Here is a 19786-nt window from a genome sequence, read left to right as displayed (position 1 = left end):
CGTCGATCATTTTCGGTGCGCTGTGGGACAGGCTGGGCTCGCGGCAGGCGTTCGACTTCGGCGCCTCCTTGGCGCTGGCCGCGGCGATGGGCATCGCGGTGATTGGCGCAGCGCAGAGGGTAGAGGGTAGAGGGTAGAGGGTAGAGGGTAGAGGGTTGCGGGCAGAGGGTCCTTTCACGCGGTCGCCGCAACCCTCTACCCTCTACCCTCTACTCTCTGCCCCGTTCAGCAACATCGAGCTCCCGGCTTGTCGAATCGCGCCTGCAGCTGCGCCGCCATGAAGCGGTCTCGGCTCATCGGCGTGAGATCGGGATGTCGCTCGCGCATGTGGGCGAGATACGTATCGTAATCCGGTGCACCGATGATGCGCCTAACGACAGCACCGGCGCGAACGAGCGAGTTCGATACTTTTCGCCACATATCAGTCTCCGGCGACGGCGACACGCGCCCGGAATGGTGCTTCGGTCGACGTCGCGGGTTTGCGCCCACGGAGCACCGCCGACCATTCGCGCAGGCTGTCGGCGAGAACCACGACGACAGAGATCATGAAGAACGCAGCCACCGCAGCATCGAGGTAGTCGTTGAATGCCATGCGCAAGGCGTCGCCCGCCGATTTCACTCCAGCCGGCAGCGTTGCCGAAGCGGCCGCGGCACGCAGCAGCGCGGCGTGAGAGATGAAGCCGAGCCTTGGATCGGCCGAGAAGATCTTCGCCCAACCTGCACTCATCGTCACGACGACGAGCCACGCGAGCGGTGCGAGAGTGACCGGCGCATAACGCGCGCGACCCATCTTGATGATCACCGTTGTCCCGACGCAGAGTGCGACGGCGGCCAGGAGCTGGTTCGAGATACCGAAGAGCGGCCAGAGCGAGTTGATCCCTCCCAGGGGATCGATGACGCCCTGGTAGAGGAAGTGACCCCACATCGCGACAAAGATCGCGCTCGTGATCAACACCGCCGGATACCACGACACGTGGCCTAACGGCGCCCACACATGCTTCCCGAGGTCCTGGAGCATGAAACGGCCGACGCGCGTCCCCGCATCCAGCGTCGTCAGGATGAACAGCGCCTCGAACATGATCGCGAAGTGATACCAGAGTGCCATCGCGCCACCGCCGCCGAGCGCGCGCGAAAAAAGATGCGCCATGCCAACGGCGAGACTGGGCGCGCCACCAGTGCGCGAGAGCAACGACTTCTCGCCGACCTGTTGGGCGAGTTGCGTCATCTCCGCCGGATTCAACGTGAAACCCCAGTGTTGAACCGCTGCAGCCGCACTCGCCGCGGTGGTGCCGATGGCGCTCGCAGGCGCGTTGATCGCGAAGTACACGCCCGGCGTGAGTACGCACGCGGCAATCAGCGCCATGATGGCGACGAGAGACTCGATGAGCATTCCGCCGTAGCCGACCATGCGCGCGTCGGTCTCTCGCTCGAGGAGCTTCGGCGTCGTCCCCGACGCGATCAACGCATGAAAACCGGAGACGGCACCGCACGCAATCGTTATGAAGGCGAACGGAAAGACCTTGCCGGCGAAGACGGGTCCTGTGCCATCGGTGAATTGTGTCAACGCGGGCATGTGCAGCGGCGGCAGCACGAACGCGATGCCAAGCGCAAGTGCGACGACGACGCCGATCTTCACGAACGCGGACAGGTAATCACGCGGCGCGAGCAGGAGCCACACGGGAAGCACCGACGCCGCGAATCCATAAATCATCACGGAGATCGCGAGCGTCACGCCGCCGAGCGTGAACATCGGTGCGAGCGTCGCGCTCTCCGCGGCCGCTCGACCCGCATACAGCGCACCGACGAGCAGCACCAATCCAATGGCGCTCGCCTCGAGCACGCGTCCGGGGCGAATCCAGCGAAGGTAGATGCCCATCACGATTGCGATCGGAATCGTGAGCGCAATCGTGACCGTTCCCCACGGACTCGAGCGCAGCGCATTGACCACGACGAGGCCGAGGACGGCAATGAGGACCACCATGATGCCGAGCACGGCAACGAGCGCCGTATATCCGCCGACCGGACCGATCTCCTCCTTCGCCATCTGCCCAAGTGTCTTGCCGTTTCGTCGCACGGACGAGGCGAGAATGACGAAGTCCTGAACCGCTCCTCCCAGGACGACGCCGACGATGATCCAGATCGCGCCCGGAAGAAAGCCGAATTGTGCGGCCAGTGTTGGACCGACGAGAGGTCCGGGCCCGGCGATCGCCGCGAAGTGATGACCGAAAACGATCCATCGATTCGTCGGGACGTAGTCGCGTCCATCGTTGAGCAGTTCGGCCGGTGTCGCGCGGTTCGCGTCGAGTGCGAAGATCTTCGACGCGATCATTTTGCTGTAGAAGCGATAGGCGACGAGATAGCTGCACACCGCAGCGATGAGCAGCCACGCCGCATTGATCGTCTCGCCGTGCGACAACGCAAGCCAACCAATCGCTCCGGCACCAGCGATCGCAATCGCGATCCAGACGATCACGGAAACAACCTTGGACATGAGCGGTGGACTCCGGGATGAGTGGTCCAGCGTGGGCAAGATGCCGGGGCGCAAACCAACGGTCAACCCGATGGTCAACCCGACGAGCGGGTTGACCATCGGGCTGCTCGCTCGCCTGCGCTCGCGAGCAGCTTGTATGGAGTCGCGCGCGCGTTGCGCGCGCTCCCGCCCAACCACCAACCACCAACTGCCGACCACACCAATTACCTTGTCTCAGGTCGCGCACGATATGACACAAGCCATTCCCCGACTCTCGAATGCCATCGGCGGTACGCTCTTCAATTGTTCTTCTCTGTGTTGTCGCGTCGGCCTGCGGCGGTTCCGGCTCATCTCGTCCGTCGACAGCTCCCGCTCCAGAGGTTCGACCACTGGCGGCCGTTGCCGCGAGCGGTGCGATTGTGGCGCCCGCGTTCGCGCTTCGCAGCTCGACCGATCTGGATTGGAGCGCGCGCCTGAGCCCCAGCCGCGACATTCTGCGCGCACTGGACGACGACATTGCCGTGGCGATCGCGAATCGCGGCCTCAAGACGGGTTGGGTGTTTCCTGCCGATCTCGCGCTCAGCTACAAGCGCAACCCGACCTATGCGAGCGATCCCTACGCGCTCGCCGAAGAGCCATTGCGCTCGGCCTCCTTCATCGCCGGATCGCGACTACCGGAGCCGCTCGCATCGCAGCTGCGCACGATGATCGCATTGCACGAGAACGCGCGCGTGGTTCTTTTGCCTATCGAGTTGCGATTCGAGCGCGCCGACAGTGCCGGCGCCGCGCGCGCTTGGTTGCGGCTCGCTCTCGTCGATCCACGCTTCTCCGAAGCGAGGTGGGTCGGCGAGGTCAGGAGCGATACGACGAGCGCTGATCCACGCGTGCTCACGGCAGTGTTATCCAGAAGCGTCGCGGATCTCATCGTGAGCCGTTAGTCGGCGTGAATCGCCGCTCCCGCTGTGCCTATCTTTGATCTTCAGCTCGAACGCAATAGAGCATGTCCACCAGAGTCACTCTGATTCCTGGCGACGGAATCGGACCATCGATTAGCCGCGCTACCGTGCGACTGATCGATGCTGCAGGTGCCGCCATCTCTTGGGAGGAACACGTCGCCGGGATGTCGGCGGTCGCGAAGTACGGCGATCCCATTCCCGATGAAACGCTTGACTCAATCAAGCGAACGCGCGTCGCGCTCAAGGGACCGCTCGAGACCCCAGTCGGCGAAGGCTATCGCTCGATCAACGTCGCTCTGCGAAAGAGCTTTGATCTCTACGCGAACGTACGGCCCGCGTACTCGATCCTGCCCAACGGACGGTACCAGAATCTTGATCTTGTGCTGGTTCGGGAGAATACCGAAGGACTCTACGTCGGCATCGAGCACTACATCAAGATCGGTGACGACCCACGCGCCGCAGCCGAAGCAATCGCCATCATCACGCGCGAGGGATCCGAGCGCATTGTGCGCTACGCGTTCGAGTACGCCGTGAAGCACGGGCGTCGCAAGGTTACACTGGTGCACAAGGCGAACATTCTCAAGTTCGCGCAGGGGTTGTTCCTCGACGTCGGCCGTATGGTCGCGCGCGATTACGCGGGTCGCATCGAGTTCGAGGAGCGCATCGTCGACGCCATGGCGATGAACCTCGTGCTACACCCCGAGCGCTTCGACGTCATCGTGACGACGAACCTCTTTGGCGATATTCTCTCCGATCAGATCTCGGGCCTCGTCGGCGGACTCGGACTGGCCCCGGGCGCCAATATCGGACAGCACGGCGCGATCTTCGAGGCAGTGCATGGAACGGCTCCCGACATCGCCGGGAAGAACATCGCCAATCCAGGCGCGCTGATGCTTGCGGCCTGTATGATGCTCGAGCACCTCGGCGACATCGATCGGGGGCGGCGCATCCGGCACGCCCTCGAGCAGACGGTGCGAGAAGGGAAGACGGTAACCCGCGACCTCGGTGGAAGCGCCACGACCGACCAGTTCACGGACGCGATCATCGCCAGGCTCTGATGGCGCGACACGACGAGATGACTGCTGGGCAAGGATCCGACGAGCGAACGCGAGAGGGCCTAACGACGACCCTCTTTCATTGTTCCGATCTTCACTTCGGTCATCCTGCCGTTCCCGAGCAGTACGAAGCAATCGAAGCCATCATCGCCGATCGTCACTACGATGTCGTCGCGATCTCCGGGGACCTCTCGCAGCGTTCACGTTCCGGGGAATTTCAGCGCGCGCGAGTTTTCATCCAACAGGCGAAGCGTTACAGTGAGGTCATCGTCGTTCCCGGCAATCATGACGTGGCCTGGTGGAAGGCACCGCTGGGGCTCGGAAACCCCGCCGCAATGCTCGCGAACTATCGCCGCTTCATCAGCGAGGATGTCGAGCCCGTCCTTCGCATTGCCGGAGCGACGGTCGTGGGTCTCAACACCTCCCAGGGCGTGACCCGGCGCACGCTGACGTGGAACCTGCGCGACATTTCCATCATCGGTGATCTGCGTCGCGATCAGCTCGAGCGAGCACGCGCCGAGTTCGAGCGCTCGCGCGCCGACGATGCGCGCATCATTGTCATGCACCACAATCCGGTGATGGGGGAGCTTTCGCGACGTCATGGACTCAAGCACACGCAGCGGATTCTCGGCGCGTTTGCCGAGATGAGTGTTGATCTCGTGCTCTGCGGTCACGATCATCAGGAAGCCGTGCATTACATCGAGCACACCAAAAAGGGGACGGTCATCTCGACCGCCGGTACAATTTCGAACAGGGCTCGCGGCGGCCGACCCGGCTCCGTGAACAGCATTCGCATAACGACGAAGGCGATCGAGGTCTCGACGCTGGTCTGGTCGAGCAACGAGCGCGGTTTCGTTCCAGGCCCATCCAAGTGCTTCGTGCGTTGAAGCAGCTCCTCGGCCGCGCCGCCCAGCTCGACCTCGAGCTGGATCGGCTACCGCGGCCGGCAACGGCACGCTCGGATCCAGCCGCCGAATTGCTGGATCGGCTGCGTGCGCTGGGCATGTCGCGCATCCACCGCTGCTGCCTAACGCGAAACCGCCACGTGATGGTCAGCTTCGGCAGCGGCGCGTTGCGGGTACACGAGGGATACCTCACCGCACCACTCGAGGTGCTGCGCGCGATCGTCGTCTTCGTCGAGGGTCGCACACGTGCCGAGCGGCTCACGGCGCAACGCATCATCATCGCGCATCCGGTCAGCACCTCGCCGAGCATGCGCCGTCCGCGAACGCGGCCGGAGGACCGGTCCCTCGTTGCGGAGCTCGCGCGGTGGCACGAGCGCTACAACACGGATCACTTCCATGGGCGCCTCGAGACGGTCTCGCTGCGGGTGTCACGCCGGATGCGGAGTCGCCTTGGGCATTACACGTGCGCGGCTCACGGCGTGCCCGCTGAGATCGCGTTGAGTTGGCGTCACATCCGCCGCGACGGGTGGGAGGAGGCGCGTCACACCCTGTTGCACGAAATGGTGCACCAGTGGCAGGACGAAACGGGCCAGGAGATCGATCACGGGCCAGAGTTCCGCGCCAAGGCGCGCGAGGTGGGCGTCGCTCCATTCGCGCGACGAACGCTGAAACGTGGCTCCCAGCGTCCGCCGAGCGAGGGACGCATCGGCCGCAGCGCAGCACGAGATCGATGATCCGAACACTGAGTCCATCGCCTGTTAGTTAGCTTTCCCGCCATGCTCGATTTCTTCAACATCGATAGTCAGCTCTCCGAGGAAGAGCGCGCGGTTCGCGACAGCGTCCGCCGTTTCGTCGATGAGCGGGTGCTTCCGATTATTGGCAAGTGTTACGTCGAGGGACGGTTTCCGAAGGAGCTCGTGCCCGAGATGGCGGAGCTGGGCGTCTTCGGTGCGAACCTCCCCGAGGAATATGGCTGCGCGGGACTCAACAACGTCGCGTACGGGCTGATCATGCAGGAGCTCGAGCGCGGTGATTCCGGCGTTCGCTCCTTTGCTTCGGTGCAGGGCGCTCTCGCGATGTACCCCATCTTCGCGTTCGGCAGCGAGGATCAGCGTCGCGCCTGGTTGCCGAAAATGGCGCGCGGCGAAGTGATCGGCTGCTTCGGGCTCACCGAGGCAGACTTCGGATCGAATCCCGCCGGGATGATCACGAACGCGCAGGAGCAGGCGGACGGCACGTGGCTGCTCAATGGCGGGAAGATGTGGATCACGAACGGATCCACGGCGCAGATCTCGGTGGTGTGGGCGAAGACGAACGGGGAAAAGAGCGAGCGCTCCATCCGCGGTTTCATCGTCCCGACGAACAGCAGCGGCTTCAAGGCGCGCGATCAGAAGGGCAAGCTGTCGCTCCGCGCGAGCGACACCAGCGAGCTCGTATTCGAAGACGTGCAGCTGCCTAACGACGCCCTCCTCCCGAAATCGGGTGGGCTCAAGAGTCCGCTCATGTGTCTGACGCAGGCGCGGTACGGGATTTCGTGGGGGGCAATCGGCGCGGCGATCGCGTGCTTCGAGGAGGCGGTTTCCTACTCGAAGAATCGCGTGATGTTCGATCGCCCGATCGGCGGTTTCCAACTCCAGCAGGAGCGGATCGCCGACATGCTGACGGAGATCACCAAGGCGCAACTGGTCTCGTTGCATCTTGGCCGTCTGAAGGACGCGGGCACGTATACACCGCAGCAGGTGTCGTTGGCGAAGCGAAACAACGTCGACATGGCGACGGATGTCGCTCGTGAGGCACGCCGCCTGCTCGGCGCGGTTGGTATTCTCGCAGAATACGGTGCCATGCGTCACATGGCCAATCTCGAGAGCGTGTACACGTACGAAGGCACGCACGATGTGCACACGCTCGTGCTCGGCCAGGCGATGACCGGCATGTCGGCTTTTACGTGACGGGTTAGGGGTGGGACTAGGGCCTAGCAACAGCTGGCCTTCGCCCCTTCCGCCCCTGGGCCCTAGACCCTAACAGCTCCTCTTCGTGAAGATTGCCGTCTGCATTAAACGCACGCCCGATTCCGAAACGCGCTTTCGCATCAACTCGGCGGGCAGTGCGATCGACGAGTCGGGCGTGAAGTTCGATATGGACGACTTCGCGAGCTATGCCGTCGAAGTCGCGCTCCAGATGAAAGAGAAGGCAGGCTCCGGCGAGGTCGTCGTGATCGCCGTCGGACCGGACTCCGTGCAGGAGACGCTGCGCAAAGCAATGAGCATGGGCGCGGATCGCGCCGTGCAACTCAAGGCCGACGCGATTCCTTTCGACGGACTCGCCGTCGCCAAGGCGCTCGCGGCCGAGCTCAAGTCCGGCGGCTTCGACCTCGCGCTCTTCGGCAAGCACGCATTCGATACCTCCGAGGCTGTGGTTGGGACGGCGACGGCCGAACTGCTCGATATTGCCTGCGTCACGGCGGCCTCGAAGTTAGAGATTGCTAACGGCAAAGGCTCGGCGCGTCGCGAGCTCGAAGGCGCGGCAGAGATGGTCGAATTCAGTCTCCCAGCCGTCGTGACCATCGACGAGGGGATTGCCCGTCCGCGGTATCCATCGCTCAAGGGCATCATGGCGGCAAAGAAGAAGCCGCTCGAATCGAAGCCGGCGCAGCTCGGCGCGTCACGTGTCACGGTGAAGGGCATGGCGCTTCCACCCGATCGTCCGGCCGGCCGCATCGTCGGCGAGGGGACGGCCGCCGTTGCGGAGCTCGTCAGGCTCCTGCAGACTGAAGCCAAAGTGCTCTGAGGCGCCTAACGAATGGCGAACATTCTCGTATTTGCGGAGACGCGCGGCGCCGAGCTGCGCAAAGTTGCGACCGAGGCCGTGTCCGTCGGACGCCGCCTCGCCGATGCGTCGGGCGGCGGCGAGGTACACGCAATGGTAGCCGGACCACCCGGCGTCGCTCAGAAGACCGACCTCCTTGGACGCTTCGGCGCCGACGTCGTCATCGCGGTCGAGCATCCCGCGCTCGCGACGTTTGCGCGCGAATCGATCGCGGCAACGATCGCTGCGCGGGCCAAGGGCGTGACTTACCGCGCGATCGTCCTCGGCTTCTCGGCGCAGGGGCGTGATCTCGGTCCGCGGCTCGCGGCCAAACTCGACGCGCCGATCGTGAGCGACATCATCGATGTCGAGGTCGCAGGTGACGCCTTCATCGTGAAGCATCCGGCCTACGCGAACAAAGTCATCGTGACGCTCGCCGTTTCGGGAAGCCCCATGATTCTCAGCGTGCGGCCGAGCGCGTTCGATGCCGTAGTGGCACCGCGGACGGCACGGGTCGACATGATGGCTCCGGCAATCGATCCCGCCGCTTCGCGAGTGAAGGTCACTCAGGTAATCGAAGGCGCGAAAGGACGCCCTGACCTTGCCGATGCGCCCGTGATCGTCGCTGGAGGCCGAGGCCTCAAGGCGCCCGAGAATTTTAAACTTGTTGAAGACCTGGCCGATGCCTTCGGCAACGCGGCAGTTGGAGCGACGCGTGCGGTCACCGACGAAGGGTGGCGTCCACACGCCGACCAGATTGGTCAGACGGGGCGCCAAGTGAGTCCGCAGCTCTATGTCGCCGTCGGAATCTCCGGCGCGATTCAACATCTCGCCGGCATGCGCACGTCGAAGACGATTGTCGCGATCAACAAAGACAAGGAAGCGCCGATCTTCAAGGTGGCGGACTACGGCATCGTCGGAGACGTGCTCGAGGTGGTTCCGGTGCTGACGCAAGCGGTGCGCGAGGCGAAGCAAGGTCACTGAGCCGAGGACGGATCGCATGAGCGCGCAGAACGTCGTGTTTCTCTTCGTCCTCACTCTGGCCGCCGGCATCTTCTCGCTCAACGTCCAGCGGTTGGTGAGCTACCTCCGCATCGGGCTGCCGGAGAATCGCACCGATAACCCAGGTTGGCGCTTTCTCAACGTTCTGCGCATCGGCATTGCGCAGACGAAGATTTTGCGCGAACCGGTGGCTGGGCTCATGCACGCGACGATCTTCTGGGGCTTCATTGTCCTGACCGCGGGTACGGTCGAGATTTTCGTCCAGGGTGCGTGGAACGGCTTCTCGTACGAGCGAGTACTCTGGCATCCGTTCTACGTTGTGTACGCGGCGTCGCAGGACACGTTTGCCATCTTCGTGCTCGCCGCGGTCGCGTTCGCGTTTTACAGACGCCTCGTGGTGCACCCCAAACGCCTCGAGGGCGACGACATCGAGCATCTCGATGCATACATCATCCTCGGCCTCATCGCCGGCTTGATGGTGACACTCCTCTTCGCGAACGCATTTCTCTCGATTATCCAGCCCGACGCCGTGGGACCCGAGAAATTCATCGCGCACGCGCTCGCAGCGCCGTTTCAGGGTCTCTCGCCGCACGCCGCGCGCGGTGCCCAGCTCGTCTTCTGGTGGGCTCACGTCCTTCTCGTTCTTATTTTCCTCAACTATTTGCCGTACTCGAAGCACCTGCACGTTGTTACCTCGTTGATCAACGTCTACTTCTCGAACACGAGCTGGCGCGGTGAGCGAGCAGTCATGCGGCCGATGGATCTCGAGGCCGATACCGAGACCTTCGGCGCGAGCGACGTCGAGCAGCTCACCTGGAAGAATCTCCTCGACGGCTACTCCTGCACCGAATGCGGCCGCTGCACTGCGGCGTGCCCGGCGAACATCACCGGCAAGGTGCTCAGTCCGCGGAAGATCGTCGTCAACACGCGCCAGCGGCTGATGGAAAGGGGACCGATCGCGACCGGTGACACGATGGCTTTCTTCGGCCTCGACCTCGCGCACGGTGAAGGCAAGGATGCCACTGCATCGTTAGGTGACGGTCCGGCAGCGCACCGTTTACTCGATACCTACATCACCGAGGAAGAGCTCTGGGCGTGTACAAGCTGCCGCGCCTGCGTGCAGGAGTGCCCCGTGTCGATCGATCAGCTCGACATCATCAACCAGATGCGGCGCAACCTCGTGCTCACCGAGTCCCGCTTTCCCGCGGAGATCCAGCCGGCGTTCGAGGCGTTGGAGCGCAACGGCGCGCCGTGGGCGTTCGACGCTGCCGACCGCGGGCGCTGGGCCGATGGCCTCGGCATCTCGACGATGGCCGACCTCGCCGCCCGCGGCGAACGACCCGACGCGCTCTTCTGGGTCGGCTGCATGGGCTCCTTCGACGACCGCGCGAAGAAGATCACGGTTGCGTTTGCTCGCATCCTCCAGGCGTGCGGAATTCGATTCGCCATTCTCGGCCAGGAAGAGCATTGTCACGGGGACCCGGCCCGCCGTATGGGCAACGAGTACCTCTACCAGATGCTGGCGAGAGACACGATCGAGACGTTGAATCGCTATTCGGTCACGACCGTCGTCACCGCCTGCCCGCACTGTTTCCATCAGATCGGCAACGAGTTTCCACAGCTCGGCGGCCAGTACGAGGTAATTCATCACTCGACGTACATCGAGCGATTGCTCCAGCAGGAGCTCGTACCACTGCGCACCGACGAGGGCCGCCGCCTAACGGTTGCGTATCACGACTCATGCTATCTTGGCCGATACAATGACATTTATGACGCGCCGCGTGAGACGCTCCGCCGCGCGCTACCGGTAGTCACCCTCGTCGAACCGCCACGCTCGCGCGACCGTGGTCTTTGCTGCGGCGCCGGCGGCGGCCGCATGTGGATGGAGGAGCGTCAAGGAAAACGCATCAACATCGAGCGAACGGAGGAGCTTCTCGCGACCGGCGCCGACACGATCGCTGTCGCATGTCCATTCTGCATGACGATGATGAGCGACGGCGTCAAAGCGAAGGAGTCTTCTGTCCCCGTACTCGATATCGCCGAGGTGGTCGCCGGCCAGCTTTCGTGATGCGTGGCGCTACGCACCACGCTTCAATCGATACAGACTGATCGTTTGTCGGATCGCGCCATCCACATACGGCCTTTGTTGTTGTTCTACGAGTCGAAGTCCGCGCTGCGCTGTGTCGCGTACGAACTCTTCCGCCGCAATCCGACCGGGATCCGCGATCACGGCCTCGCCATTCCGCCGCAGCGTGATGTCAACCGCCCGTGCGACCAGAGGTCCGTACTGACGCTCGTAGAGCACATCCGATCCCACCACGTAATCAAACCGACCGAGATCCCTCGGTAGCGAGCGCCAGTCCACCAGCCGCGTCTCCGGAATCTCGCCGGTGTGTTCGGCGACGTTCACGGCCGTGAAGCGGAGTGCGTCTTCGTAGTAGTCGGTTGCGCAAACGCGAAAGCCGGCGAGAGCGGCCGCGGTCGCGACGAGACCCGCGCCGCATCCCAGCTCGAGGAGCGAGCGTCCCTCGCCATCGAGCTGGACTACATACGCCGCGAGAACGCGCGCCGAGGGCCAGATGTCGGCCCAATACGGCATCCGCTCGTCTCGCTCGAAATCGGCCTCGTTAATGAGCTCTTCGGCACTCTCGGGGTGCAAAATCGACAGCTTATGATGGTCCACCTGCAGCGCCGATTCCGTCGTTCGAAAGCGCCGGCCGAGAAGCTTGCGGAGCGCGCCGATGTCGCTCGGCGCGTCGGACGCACTCACAGCATCAGCTCCGTCGTCAGTGCGCCGCGGTCGCCTAACGTCAGCGCCTGCAGCGTCGATCCCGCCGGGACGGCGCCGCGTCCAAATTGCTCCAGCGGAACGACGAGCAATGCGTCGGCGCGAGACATCGACGTCAGCAGTCCCGAGCCCTGCGGTCCGGTGAGCCGCGCACGCAGCGCGCCGCTGTCGTCCGTGTCGAGAATTACGCGAAGGAAATGCGTCAACGGCGCCCCGATGCTCACTTCTTCGGCGAGCGTTACGGTAATCGCGCGAGGGAAGGGCCGTCGTTCGCCGCGCAGCCAGCGAATCGCCGGGCGAGCGAAGAGCTCGAAGGTCACGAGCGCGGATACCGGGTTGCCCGGCAGTCCGAGCCATGGCGTATCGCCAAGGACGCCAAAGCCTAACGGGCCTCCCGGCCGGATCTTCACGCGCCAGAAGCTCATTCTCGCACCCAACTCGCGCATCACCTCACGAGTGAAGTCGAACGCTCCGACCGAGACGCCGCCCGACGTCATCAGGAGGTCGCAGTGGGCATCGCGGGCCGCCTCGAGCTTCTCTCGTAGCGCCCGTCGGTCGTCGCCACATCGACCGAGGTCGAGGGTCTCCGCGCCAGCGAGGTTCGCGGCGGCGCGAAGCGTGTAGCTGTTACTACTGACGATCCGCCGCCCGGCAAGCACCTCGTCGAACTCGTCGAGGTCGACGAGCTCGTCGCCGGTCGCGAGCACGGCCACACACGGCTTGCGATGGACTTCGACCGTCGCCGCGCCGATCGACGCAAGCACGCCGAATTGGGCAGGTCCAATCACCGTTCCCGCTTCGACTGCGACCTCGCCCTTTCGCAAGTCCTCGCCGCGAGGGCGAACGTTACGACCTGCGTCGCGCGCATCTGCAATGAGAACTTGTTCATCGCCACGGTTCGTGTCCTCGACACGGACGACGCTGTCGGCACCCTCCGGCACTGGCGCTCCCGTCATGATGCGAATTGCGGTTCCCGGCGCGAGCGGCGAATCCGGCAATCCACCTGCCGCAATCGTCGCCACCACGGGGAGCGCGACCGGCGCATCGCCACGTGCGCCGCGCACATCCGCTGCTCGCACCGCATAGCCGTCCATCGACGCATTGTCCCACGGAGGCAGAGCGAGTGGTGACACCACGTCGCGCGCCAGCACTCTCCCCACCGACGCGCCGAGCGCTATCGTCTCGCTTGCGAGAGGGTGTAGCTCGGCAAGCAGCGTGGCGGCTGCTTCTCCAACCGTCAGTGATGTTCGCGGTGACGACTCGGCGCGCGTCACCGTAATGGGAGCGCCGCGAGTCGCGCCGCGATCGAATCCTGCATTCGCGTGACGTCCCCAGCGGATACGGTCCAGTTGTTGGCCAGCATGCTGAAGATCAATACGCGGCCGCCCGCTGTCCGGACGTAACCCGAGAGTGAGCGTGCATTCGCCACCGACCCCGTCTTCGCGTGCACGTTGTTCGCTGCTGGCGTGCCGCGCATCCGCGTCTTGATCGTGCCGTCGACGCCAGCAATTGGCAATGCATCGTAGAACAGCTGAAAGTTCGGCGACCGGCGCATCACGTCGAGAATGTGGACGAGGGCTTCTGGTGCGAGATAATCGTAGCGAGACAGGCCACTGCCGTCGCGAATGACATAGGTGTTCGCGGGAACGCCCCACGCAGCGAGTTGACGTTCGACGACCTTGCGGCCGCTGTCCGCCGTGCCCGAGCCGCCACGTTCGAGACCGATCGTGCGCAGTAATACCTCCGCGATCTGGTTCTGCGATGGCTTGAGCAACGCCGGTAAGATCTCGCGCAACGGTTTCGAGAAGAACGTGACGAGCGTATCCCCGGTGACCATCGCGGTGTCGGCATTCACTGCCGGCGCCGAATCGACTCTGATCCCGCGATCGCGCAGCGCTTCGGTGAGCGCGGCCAGATACGCCAGGTCCGGATCGCGATGAGTGACCTCCAACGTGACGCTGTCGCCGGCGACGACTCCGCCGCTGACCACGACGTCCCCTCGAAGCGTATCCTTGTGAATAGACAATTCGCGCCGGCGCGCGAAGCGCGGCGGCGTAACGGGACAGGGCGTGGTGACCGTCGAATCACCGGCCACACAGCTCGGAGCCGCGATGGTCGTTAGGTCTGCACGGAGAGCGGGGAAGGTGTGTGCGGGCCGCACCTCGACTCTCACCGAGTCGCCAGGGCGTTCGCCACCGTGAAGACGAATCTCGCTGAAGCCCTCGTTGAACAGCAGCTCGTCGATTGCCGCCGAGTAGGACGACTCGAGATCCTCCCACGACCAACCGTAGCCGAGAACGGGACCAGGAAAGGCATTCCCCATGGCAACGAGCCGGCCGGTGATGTGCTTCACTCCGCGCGCGGCCAGGGAGTCCGCCATCGCGCGCAATGGAATCATTGCGTCGATCCACATGTGGTCGCTCACCGTCGGATCGCCCCGCCCGATGACGGCGACGTCGCCGGTGATCGTGCTGTCTCGTAGCGCTCCTCGCGCGAGGAGCGTAGTGCGATACGTAAAGTCCGCCCCGAGCTGCTCGAGCGCAACCGAGCTCGTTACAACCTTCATGTTGGACGCGGGCAGAAACAGCTTGCCCGCATTGCGTGAGTACAACGTGTCCCCGCGTTCCGGATCGACGATGAGAATTCCCCAGAATGCGTTGTGAAATTCTGGCGCGTCGGCCATGGAATCGATCGCCCCGCGGAGTGCGGCGCGCTGACCACCGCCGCGGCCAGCGGGATGCAGGACTCCACTCGACGCACAGGCGGCGAAGAAAATTTCAACGATGCTGAACGCGATGAGGCGCGACGCGGCGCGGCGTATCATTGGGTCTCTGAAGGCGCGGTGAGTTCGAGAGTGCGGTGGCCATCCCGAACGAGTGATCGGGCGGCTTCGAGTTCGACAGCGGTGTTCAAATTCGCGAACATTCGCTCCGGTACGCCGAAGCGGCGTACTGCGTCGAGGCCCACGACGATCTTGTCGGATAGCGATGCGACGAATGCTGAAAGTCGCATCTCACCCCGGGCGAGTTGTCGTTCGGCCACGTCGAGGCAGGGCTTGGGGTAATACGCGCAGAGTGGCTCGAGGCCATCTGAGCCTTCGGGAATCGCGGCGGCGCCAGCCTTTTCTCCTTCGTGCCGCAAAGCCCGGAGCAGCTCGGGCGAGAGAAAGGGCATGTCCCATCCGACGACGAGCGCGGCTTCGTTGCAGTAGCTCAGCGCACTGTGCACGCCCACGAGGCTGCCGCGCTCGGGACGCGCATCTGCTCGCGCGGCGACCTCCGGCAGCGCGGCCCGCACGACGGCGTCGTTCGTGATGAGCAAAAGCTCATCGGTCACCTTGCTCACGGCCTCCAGCGTCCAGTCGACGACGCGCCGCCCGCCCAGATCGAACAAGCCCTTCGCCGCGCCGCCGAAGCGGGCGTTGGAACCGCCAGCCAGAACCATTCCGCTGCAACGAGAAATCATGCCCTAAGCTGTCGAATGGCTCGGGCGAATGCCACGGCCGCACTCACTCCTCGCTATAACTCGCGCTGAGCGTCGCGTCCTCGGCAACGGTGACCTTCACGACGTGCGCCGCGGACTTCGCGGCCCGAAGCGCAGCCGCGGTACGCGCGAAGATGAAGCGAGCCAGGTTTTCTCCGGTCGGAACCATCTTCCCCTCGCCGAATTCCGCGACGTCGAGGTTGATGTTGCGATGATCGAAACGCTGTCGCACTTCGACCTCGAGAATGCGGTCGAGCACTCCAAGATCGATCAGCATGCCCGACGTCTCGTCGATGTCACCACGGACCATCACATCGCAGGTGTAGCTGTGGCCGTGATAGCTCGGGCGGGCGCACAATCCGAATACTTGCTCGTTGCGCTCGTCGGACCAGGAGGCTATTCGGTAGCGATGCGCCGCGGCGAAGCTGACGCGCCGCGTGAGAGAGGCTGGCATGTCGAGAAATAAAAAAGGGCTAGGGCGCTCCAATCGTGAACCCTAACCCTTATTCGCCGAGCGCGGGGACCAGTTCTAGTGGTCTTCTCCGAGCTCGCCCCGCTCGTCCTCACCGGGAACGCCCTCCGGCGTCGGCGCCTCCGGGGGAATCCACGACGTTCCCTCCTCGATGGCGTGGCCCACGTCGGTCGTTCCGTAGAGTTGCGCGTCCTCGTCCTCGAGGCGGTCTTCCACTTCCGAGCTCAGGCTCACCGGTCGGTCGCCAAGGAGCCGCCCCTCCGTCGTCTCTTCATCGATGAGAAGGTCATCTGCGGCCTCCGGGCTCGTTGCGCGCCGCACCGGATCGACGAAGATGTTGTTCTCGTAGTCCTCCACGCCGAGGACGTCTGTGACGATGTGCTCGGCAATGCGACGCTCCTCATCGGTCCCCACTCGACCGTCGAGAATCACGTGGCCATCCTCGACGTTGATCGTGAGATCGTCGATGTCGAGCGCGCTATCTGAGGCGAGATGTTCGCGCACGAGTCCTCGAAGCTCATCATCACTCAGGTCATCGATGTCGTGAACGTCTTCGAAGTCGCGGGCCATGGCTCGTCCTCATCGCGAAAATAGGTACGAGACGCCGATCGAGAGCGAAGGATTGTTTCTCCACACCGACTGATCTTTGCCCGTGAGGATCGGCGTCAAACCGGTCGCTGGGCGAAAGTACACGTCAGGGTATCTGATGGAGGTCAATCGATTCGAGAAGTCGGCGCGAATTTGATATCTGCCGCCAGGGACGTATCGCAAAGCAGCGCCCCACGTGAGTGCAAAGCGGGTGCCGTACTTGAAGCCGCCGACGTCGGCGGACTTGAAATCCGACATCAAGCCGACGCCCGCTTTCACCTCGGGAACGAGCTGGTGCCAGCTTCGCGCACCGGTGAGGCTCATGCCGAGACCGAAATCGGCGCTCCAGAGCGGCCAGCTTTGTTCGCCGAGATTTCTCGTGGTCGCCGGCTTCGATGGGTCGAGCACGACTCGGCTCGAGGAGATATGCGCCACCTCGCCGGTGAGGTGCGCCGGACCGCCCGCGCGCCACTCGTAATGCAGTCCCACGAGCGCGCCATTGCTAGGCGCCACGCCGGCAGGATCGATCCTGCCGAAGTAGTAGCCGAGGATCGGCGTGAACTCTTGCGAATACTCTAAATCGAGGTAGGGACTTCGCGCGGGTTGGTAGCCCACCTGCGCACGTGCGGACGAGGTAGCCACAACGAGCGCGATCAGCGCCGAGTATCGAAAACTCACGTACGAGCTCCTTGCTCTCTCAAGTCTGTTCCGGTCATCTCGATCGGCTGCTTCAGCCCAAGCATGCGCAGAACCGTCGGGCCAATGTCACGCAACGCGCCGCCGCTGCGCAGCGGGCGATCGCCATCCGGATCGATGACGACGAGCGGCACGGGATTCGTCGTATGCGCCGTATGCGGCCCACCCGTCTCCGGATCGATCATCATCTCGCAGTTGCCGTGGTCGGCCGTGACGAGCAACCGCGCGCCGATTTTCTGCCCGGACTTCACGACGCGCTCCAGACATTGATCGACCGTTTCGACGGCCTTGATCGTTGCGGGTATGGATCCCGTATGACCGACCATATCCCCATTAGCATAGTTGCACAGCGTGAACTCATGCTCGTTCTTCTCTATCGAGTCGCACAATACGTCGGTGATTCCGAAGGCACTCATCTCCGGGCAGAGATCATAGGTCGCGACCTTCTGGCTGGGGACGAGCACGCGATCTTCTTTGGGAAAGGGCGCCTCGATGCCGCCATTGAAGAAGTAGGTCACGTGCGCATACTTCTCCGTCTCCGCGGTTTTGAACATCGCCATTCCTGCATTCGACACCACTTCGGCGACGATGTTCTTCATCGAGTGCGGCGGGAACGCGACCGGGACGTCGAAGGTGCGATCGTAAGACGTCATCGTCACGACCTGCAACGACGGCCGACCGGACACGTCGAATCCATCGAAATCGGGCTCCGTAAGCGAGCGTACGATCTGGCGCATTCGGTCCGCTCGGTAATTGAAGCAGATCACGACGTCACCATCGCGCATTGTCGCAACAGGCCGTCCATCGCGGACGATGACAGTCGGCACGACGAATTCGTCCGTGACGTCGCGTTCGTACGAGGCACGAATCACGGAAAGCGGGTCGCTTTCGCGAGGTCCGGCTCCCTGAACCGCGACGCGATACCACTTCTCCGTGCGGTCCCAACGCTTATCGCGATCCATTCCGTAGTAGCGCCCACCGACGCTCGCGACAACGGCTCTACCCCCCGCGCGCTCGAGGAGCTCACGCATATACCCGAGGCCCGACCGCGGCATCGTGTCGCGTCCGTCGAGCATGGCGTGAATCGCAATGCGCGGGACCTGCTCGCGTGCGCACAGATCGATCAATGCGAACAGGTGCTGATCGATCGCGTGCACTCCCCCCTTGCCAATGAGCCCAACGAGATGCACGGTGCCGTGCGAGCGCTTCGCATGCTGGCAGGCCTCGACAAACGCGGTGTTGCGGAAAAAGCTGCCGTCGGCAATGGCGCGATCGATTCGCACCAGGTCCTGCATCACGATGCGTCCGGCGCCCAGATTCAGATGCCCAACCTCGCTGTTGCCGATTTGATGTTCCGGCAGTCCAACCGCCAGACCCGAAGCCGAGAGCAGCGTTCGCGGGTAGCGCGCCGTCAGCGCATCCCATGTTGGCGTCTGCGCCAAGGCAATGGCATTACCGTCACGTTCGGCGCGATATCCCCAGCCGTCGAGAACGACCAAGACAACAGATCGCTTGCTCTCCTTGCCCATCGAATCCAGTTCCGGTGCTTGCCGTGCGGTGAGGACCCCGACACTCGGGGCCGGTGTAGTGTGGGCGGGAAATCTAGCTCAGTGCCGCGACGTCGCTGATATGAGCGTCAGTTAAAGCAACGGTTGCCGCCCCGAATCAGGGCGCGCGTCGCGGAACTGTGCCTTTGGCTGAGGGCGCCAGTCTTGCAATTTCAGGGGCCCCACGCGAATAGACACCTACCAATGGGTCCTTTGGAAATCCCATAAGAACGATGGAACAGCAGCAAACGACGCCTCAGCTCTTCACGCCGCCACCTCCTGGTCCTCAGCGGCCGCAAATTCCAGAGCGCCGCCGTCCGCAGTGGCGTGAGTTTCGGCGCGCCTATCCCGGCATTCTCGCCACGATGGGTTTCTCACTGTGCGTCCTTATCGCTCTCGACGTCTGGCTCGTTCGCAAGCGGACCCGCTACATCGACGAGGACGCACGTCTTCGCGAGAGCATGTCCGGCCTCCAGCGCCAGCAGGCCGACGCGATCCTTTCGAACGAGCAAAACAAAGTTCGAATGATGATCGAGCTCGTTAGGCGACAGGCACAGATCGACAAGCAGCTCCATCTCGCGGTCCCCGTCGACAGCGGGGTCATGTACCTCGAGCAGGACGGGGCGTTGCTGCGTGAGATGCCGCTTCAGGTTGGCTCCGAGCGCCGAGTCGGCACCCCGCCAGACACCGTCTACATGGTGGCTCCCCGCGGGACCCGAACCGTCGAGCGAATACTCGACGGATCAGACGCATGGGAGGTTCCCACGTGGGTCTACACGGACAGAGGACTGCCCGTGCCGAGCGACCGCACGCTCAAGGGCGCACTTGGACCCGCGGCCGTCGTTCTCGTCGGCGGCACAGTGATCTACTCGCCCCCCAGCGTGGGTCCGCTCAACGACTCCACGTATGTCCTCCCCGGAAGCGTTCGGACGCGAGCGGCCGATCTGCAGGCCATCGCCGCGAATCTCCACGCGGGAATGACCGTTTACTTCTACTGATGGCTGACGCCAAGCACACGA

19 protein-coding genes are annotated in these 19786 nt (G+C 63.6%); 9 read left to right on the top strand and 10 right to left on the bottom strand.

From position 1 onward, the window contains the following. Window positions 1–225: 225 nt before the first annotated feature. Together VGH98_00900 and VGH98_00895 are read right to left on the bottom strand one after the other, a co-directional pair. Window positions 226–420 carry a YbdD/YjiX family protein gene (locus VGH98_00900; protein ID HEY2374505.1) on the bottom strand — a complete coding sequence of 65 codons (195 nt, stop codon included), beginning with the start codon at window positions 418–420 and terminating at the stop codon, window positions 226–228. A 1-nt stretch (window position 421) separates the two neighbouring features. Next, window positions 422–2491 carry a carbon starvation CstA family protein gene (locus tag VGH98_00895; GenBank protein ID HEY2374504.1) on the bottom strand — a complete coding sequence of 690 codons (2070 nt, stop codon included), beginning with the start codon at window positions 2489–2491 and terminating at the stop codon, window positions 422–424. 398 nt (window positions 2492–2889) lie between these two features. On the opposite strand from VGH98_00895, the gene VGH98_00890 reads away from it, so the two are divergent. From VGH98_00890 to VGH98_00855, 8 genes are all read left to right on the top strand, one after another. Next, entirely contained in the window at window positions 2890–3408 is a 519-nt protein-coding gene (locus VGH98_00890) for a hypothetical protein (GenBank protein ID HEY2374503.1), read from the top strand. A 62-nt stretch (window positions 3409–3470) separates the two neighbouring features. Further along, window positions 3471–4484, top strand: a complete 1014-nt coding sequence (locus VGH98_00885) for an isocitrate/isopropylmalate family dehydrogenase (protein HEY2374502.1) — start codon at window positions 3471–3473, stop codon at window positions 4482–4484. Next, window positions 4484–5368, top strand: coding sequence for a metallophosphoesterase (locus VGH98_00880; protein HEY2374501.1), 885 nt, complete (start codon window positions 4484–4486; stop codon window positions 5366–5368). The genes VGH98_00885 and VGH98_00880 overlap by 1 nt, the downstream gene beginning before the upstream one ends. After that, window positions 5365–6120: a SprT-like domain-containing protein gene (locus tag VGH98_00875; protein HEY2374500.1), complete on the top strand. Its 756-nt coding sequence runs from the start codon at window positions 5365–5367 to the stop codon at window positions 6118–6120. Before VGH98_00880 ends, VGH98_00875 begins: the two co-directional genes overlap by 4 nt. Window positions 6121–6162: 42 nt before the next feature. After that, window positions 6163–7335: an acyl-CoA dehydrogenase family protein gene (locus VGH98_00870; GenBank protein HEY2374499.1), complete on the top strand. Its 1173-nt coding sequence runs from the start codon at window positions 6163–6165 to the stop codon at window positions 7333–7335. A gap of 85 nt (window positions 7336–7420) precedes the next feature. Beyond that, window positions 7421–8173, top strand: coding sequence for an electron transfer flavoprotein subunit beta/FixA family protein (locus VGH98_00865; protein HEY2374498.1), 753 nt, complete (start codon window positions 7421–7423; stop codon window positions 8171–8173). 12 nt (window positions 8174–8185) lie between these two features. Then, window positions 8186–9175: an electron transfer flavoprotein subunit alpha/FixB family protein gene (locus VGH98_00860; GenBank protein HEY2374497.1), complete on the top strand. Its 990-nt coding sequence runs from the start codon at window positions 8186–8188 to the stop codon at window positions 9173–9175. 16 nt (window positions 9176–9191) lie between these two features. Further along, the gene (locus tag VGH98_00855) at window positions 9192–11261 is read left to right on the top strand and encodes a (Fe-S)-binding protein (GenBank protein ID HEY2374496.1); all 2070 of its coding nucleotides are present in this window, start codon (window positions 9192–9194) and stop codon (window positions 11259–11261) included. Window positions 11262–11270: 9 nt separating this feature from the next. Here VGH98_00855 and VGH98_00850 read toward each other — a convergent pair whose 3' ends face one another. The 8 genes from VGH98_00850 to gpmI all read right to left on the bottom strand — a co-directional run bounded on the left by VGH98_00850 (window position 11271) and on the right by gpmI (window position 18749). Continuing rightward, on the bottom strand, window positions 11271–11963 hold the full coding sequence (locus VGH98_00850; GenBank protein ID HEY2374495.1) for a methyltransferase domain-containing protein: 693 nt from the start codon (window positions 11961–11963) through the stop codon (window positions 11271–11273). Continuing rightward, window positions 11960–13255 carry a gephyrin-like molybdotransferase Glp gene (gene glp, locus VGH98_00845; protein ID HEY2374494.1) on the bottom strand — a complete coding sequence of 432 codons (1296 nt, stop codon included), beginning with the start codon at window positions 13253–13255 and terminating at the stop codon, window positions 11960–11962. The genes VGH98_00850 and glp overlap by 4 nt, the downstream gene beginning before the upstream one ends. Continuing rightward, window positions 13252–14805: a D-alanyl-D-alanine carboxypeptidase/D-alanyl-D-alanine-endopeptidase gene (gene dacB / locus VGH98_00840; GenBank protein ID HEY2374493.1), complete on the bottom strand. Its 1554-nt coding sequence runs from the start codon at window positions 14803–14805 to the stop codon at window positions 13252–13254. The genes glp and dacB overlap by 4 nt, the downstream gene beginning before the upstream one ends. Further along, on the bottom strand, window positions 14802–15446 hold the full coding sequence (locus tag VGH98_00835; GenBank protein HEY2374492.1) for a molybdenum cofactor guanylyltransferase: 645 nt from the start codon (window positions 15444–15446) through the stop codon (window positions 14802–14804). The genes dacB and VGH98_00835 overlap by 4 nt, the downstream gene beginning before the upstream one ends. Window positions 15447–15489: 43 nt before the next feature. Then, complete coding sequence (locus VGH98_00830) at window positions 15490–15918, bottom strand: 6-carboxytetrahydropterin synthase (GenBank protein ID HEY2374491.1); 429 nt, start codon at window positions 15916–15918, stop codon at window positions 15490–15492. Window positions 15919–15993: 75 nt separating this feature from the next. Then, window positions 15994–16506, bottom strand: coding sequence for a BON domain-containing protein (locus VGH98_00825; protein HEY2374490.1), 513 nt, complete (start codon window positions 16504–16506; stop codon window positions 15994–15996). Window positions 16507–16515: 9 nt separating this feature from the next. Further along, entirely contained in the window at window positions 16516–17202 is a 687-nt protein-coding gene (locus VGH98_00820; GenBank protein HEY2374489.1) for a hypothetical protein, read from the bottom strand. After that, a complete protein-coding gene (gene gpmI, locus VGH98_00815) occupies window positions 17199–18749 on the bottom strand; it encodes a 2,3-bisphosphoglycerate-independent phosphoglycerate mutase (GenBank protein ID HEY2374488.1) in 1551 nt (516 codons plus the stop codon). The genes VGH98_00820 and gpmI overlap by 4 nt, the downstream gene beginning before the upstream one ends. Before the next feature lie 251 nt (window positions 18750–19000). Here gpmI and VGH98_00810 point away from each other — a divergent pair, with 251 nt between their 5' ends. Then, on the top strand, window positions 19001–19765 hold the full coding sequence (locus VGH98_00810; GenBank protein ID HEY2374487.1) for a hypothetical protein: 765 nt from the start codon (window positions 19001–19003) through the stop codon (window positions 19763–19765). The last annotated feature ends 21 nt before the right edge of the window (window positions 19766–19786 follow it).

Source organism: Gemmatimonadaceae bacterium (assembly GCA_036496605.1).
In the GTDB taxonomy this organism is placed as follows: Bacteria; Gemmatimonadota; Gemmatimonadetes; order Gemmatimonadales; family Gemmatimonadaceae; genus AG2.
The sequence above is the reverse complement of the archived record's forward strand: the minus strand, read 5'-3'. Positions and strand labels throughout refer to the sequence as shown.